3 protein-coding genes are annotated in these 3,100 nt (G+C 68.6%); all 3 read right to left on the bottom strand.

The features are described from left to right. Positions 1-214: 214 nt before the first annotated feature. Positions 215-1,357, bottom strand: coding sequence for a PQQ-dependent sugar dehydrogenase (locus D588_RS0114065; protein WP_043084971.1), 1,143 nt, complete (start codon positions 1,355-1,357; stop codon positions 215-217). Positions 1,358-1,492: 135 nt separating this feature from the next. Then, positions 1,493-1,936, bottom strand: coding sequence for an inner membrane protein YiaA (yiaA, locus tag D588_RS0114060; protein ID WP_017908676.1), 444 nt, complete (start codon positions 1,934-1,936; stop codon positions 1,493-1,495). 456 nt (positions 1,937-2,392) lie between these two features. Then, on the bottom strand, positions 2,393-3,100 hold a 708-nt coding region (locus D588_RS0114055), incomplete at its 5' end, for a glycoside hydrolase family 3 C-terminal domain-containing protein (RefSeq protein ID WP_026143714.1).

Below are 3,100 nucleotides of genomic sequence, written 5' to 3'. Positions count from 1 at the left end.
CTCACCTACAACGATAGACCCTTATTTGACACAAGCGGGTTAAGCCGCGACAGGCTTTCTCAGTAAAGCCCGTCGCGGCTGAAGCCGCGCCTACGATGGCAGCACGGCGATGTCCTGATCGCACCCACGGTGCCATCACCGACGCATCGGCAGGCAGGCACACCCCATGCTGCTCACCCGGCAGCGGCGCAACCGCCGCTGCCGGGTGTACTCCTCAACTCTCCAGCGGCTGCAACTTCAGCAACCGCCCACCGGCGCCATCCTCCAGCAGCCACAGCGCGCCATCCGGCCCCTGCTCCACCTCGCGGATGCGCTTGCCCATGTCGTAGCGCGCCGCCTCGCGTGCGCTCTCGCCGTCGAACTCGATCCGCACCAGCGACTGCGAGGACAGGCCGCCGATGAAGCCGTTGCCGCGCCACTGCGGGAAGCGGCTGCCGTTGTAGATGACGAAGCCGGCCGGCGAGATCACCGGCGTCCAGCTCACCTTGGGCGCAGCGAATTCCGGGCGCGTGCTGTGATCGGGAATCGGGCGTCCATCGTAGTGGTCGCCATTGGACACGATCGGGTAGCCGTAATTGGCGCCGCGCTGGATCAGGTTCAGCTCGTCGCCGCCGGCCGGGCCCATTTCGTGTTCCCACAACCGCCCGTTGGCGTCGAAGGCCAGACCGAGCACGTTGCGGTGGCCCAGCGACCACACCTGCGCGGCGACGCCGCCGCGGTTGGCGAACGGATTGTCGGCCGGCACGCTGCCGTCGTCGTTGAGACGCACGATCTTGCCCAGGTTGCCACTCATGTCCTGCGCCGGATCGAACTTCTGCCGCTCGCTGGAACTGATCCACAGCTTGCCGTCCGGGCCGAACGCCAGCCGATGGCCGAAGTGGCCGTTGCCGGACACCTTGGGCTGCTGCCGCCAGATCACCTGCTGCTGCGACAGGGTGCCGCCGCCGCTGCTGTCCAGGGTCAGCTTGGCGCGCATCACCGCCGCGCCGCGAGTGTCGCCGCTGCCGGGTTCGGCGTAGCTCAGGTAGACCCATCCGTTCTTGGCGAAGCCCGGATGCGGCAGCACGTCGCCGAGACCGCCCTGGCCGCCGTACGCCACGGTGGGGACGCCACTGACCGTGCCGGTATGGCCGCTGACCGGATCGATGCGCTTGAGCGTGCCGCCTTTCTCGCTGACCAAGGCGGTGCCGTCGGGCAGGAAGCTCATCGCCCACGGTTCGTTGAAGGTGGCGACCGGCGTCGCCGAGAACGGCCAGTCGCCGCGCCGCTCGGCGGCCGTGTCGGCGGGGGCGGCGTGCGCCGCAGAGATCGCCAGGCCCATGGCCAGCGCGCAAGCCAAACCCAGGGGAGTTCGCATGACGTGCACCTATCGGTTGGGGTCGAATCCCGAACCTAGCAGAGCCCGCGTGCACGGCAAGCATGCCGCGGCCAAGCCGTGGTCGCGGTCACGACGGCAGCGGTCTGCCCGCCCGGGGCAGCGCGCCAGAGCGGATCACTCCAGCGGAGGCGGCAGCGTCTGCCCGACGTGGCGCTTGCCGCCTTGACCGGCCCCCACCGCATCGCGGGTGTTCTTCTGCACCGCCACTGCACCGAACAGGCTAAGCGCGAAGGCCATGGCATAGAAGCCTTTCTCGCTCAGCAACAAGGTTGCATTGAACAGACCGACTGCCAACAGCACCAGCGCCGCGATCACCGAGAACCAGCAGATCGAGTAATACAACCCACTCACAGGAATGTCCTCGACGCGGTCGCGCACGCTCTTTTGCAGCGAGACCGCGGAGAACAGGCCGAACAGCAGGACCGTGAAGTAATAGCCCTTCTCGTTCAACATCATCTCGGCATTCCACAAGCCGATCAGGAACCCGCCCGTGCCCAGCAGCAACGCCCCCCAGGAGGCAGCGATAAAGGCGGCGGAGGTCTTGGGCGCAGCTTGCATGAGAAATTCCTTGTGATGAGGGAAGACCAGGATCGGCGCATGGGCGAGGCGCAGCGCGCATCCCGACAACGCAACCTGAATGCATAAGGTAGAGGAAAGCGGCGAGTTACGCACCCGATCACAGTGGATGCCGCGCCGCACCCGCCGTAGACGCCTGCAGCAGGCCGCATCGGAACGCTTCCGCAGATGCAGGCGGCGTCACGCCGCGTCCTGCATGGAAGGCCGGGAACGCAGGCCGCAGGCAGGAAGCCGACGCGACGAGTACACGCGCCCACACCCACGACAGGCGTCCGTTGCGACCCCACAGAGGCACGCCAGACCATGAAAGTGGCTGCAAGAGCAGCCAGCGCGCGTCCTCCGGGCCGCATGGCGCTGCCTCCGGATCAGGGCAATCCGCGCGACCGAATCACCATCGGCGTCACGCCCAGGTCGGCGACGGCTGTCGCTGCGCCAGGCTCAGCCGGGCAGCAGCTCGAAGGCCACGGGCTCGCCGCTGGCCGAGGACGCGCACACCCACAGGTCGAACAGGCCCGGCTCGGCCGCGCACTGTCCGTCGCGGCCGGTGAAGGCCAGCGCGTGGCGATCGAGGGTGAAGCGGACCTCCATGCCCTCGCCTGCGGCCAGCCGCACCTTGCGGAACGCCTTCAACTCGCGCACCGGGCGCACCCGGCTGGCAACGCGGTCGTGGATGTACAGCTGCACCACTTCCTCGCCTTCGCGCTCGCCGACGTTGTCGATGCGCGTGGTCACGGTCAGGGTGTCGTCCCAGCCGACCTGAGTGCGGTCGAGCTGCGGCGCGCCATAGGCGAACTGCGTGTAGCCGAGGCCATGGCCGAACGGATACAGCGGCGCGTTCGGCACCTCGCGCCAGCGCGACTTGAACTCGCTCATCGTCGGCAGTTCCGGCCGGCCGGTGCGCGGGTGGTTGTAGAAGTACGGCTGCTGCCCGGCATCCAGCGGGAAGCTCACCGGCAGGCGCGCGGACGGGTTGTAGTCGCCGAACAGCACGTCGGCCACCGCCGGACCGGTCTGCGTGCCCAGGTACCAGGTCACCGCGATCGCCGCGGCGTCGCGCACCGCACCCTGCAGCGCCAGCGCGCGGCCGTTGCGCAGCAGCACCACCAGCGGCGTGCCGGTGGCGGCGACCGCCTCGGCCAGCGCCTG

Origin of the sequence: Xanthomonas sp. SHU 308 (assembly GCF_000364645.1) — a bacterium.
Classification (GTDB): domain Bacteria; phylum Pseudomonadota; class Gammaproteobacteria; order Xanthomonadales; family Xanthomonadaceae; genus Xanthomonas_A; species Xanthomonas_A sontii.
This window is presented reverse-complemented; position numbering and strand designations above follow the sequence as displayed.

What these genes read in the sequence shown, in the direction of transcription:
- D588_RS0114065 (WP_043084971.1), bottom strand. Translation starts at nt 1,357, where the DNA reads ATGCGAACTCCCCTGGGTTTGGCTTGCGCGCTGGCCATGGGCCTGGCG.
- yiaA (WP_017908676.1), bottom strand. Translation starts at nt 1,936, where the DNA reads ATGCAAGCTGCGCCCAAGACCTCCGCCGCCTTTATCGCTGCCTCCTGG.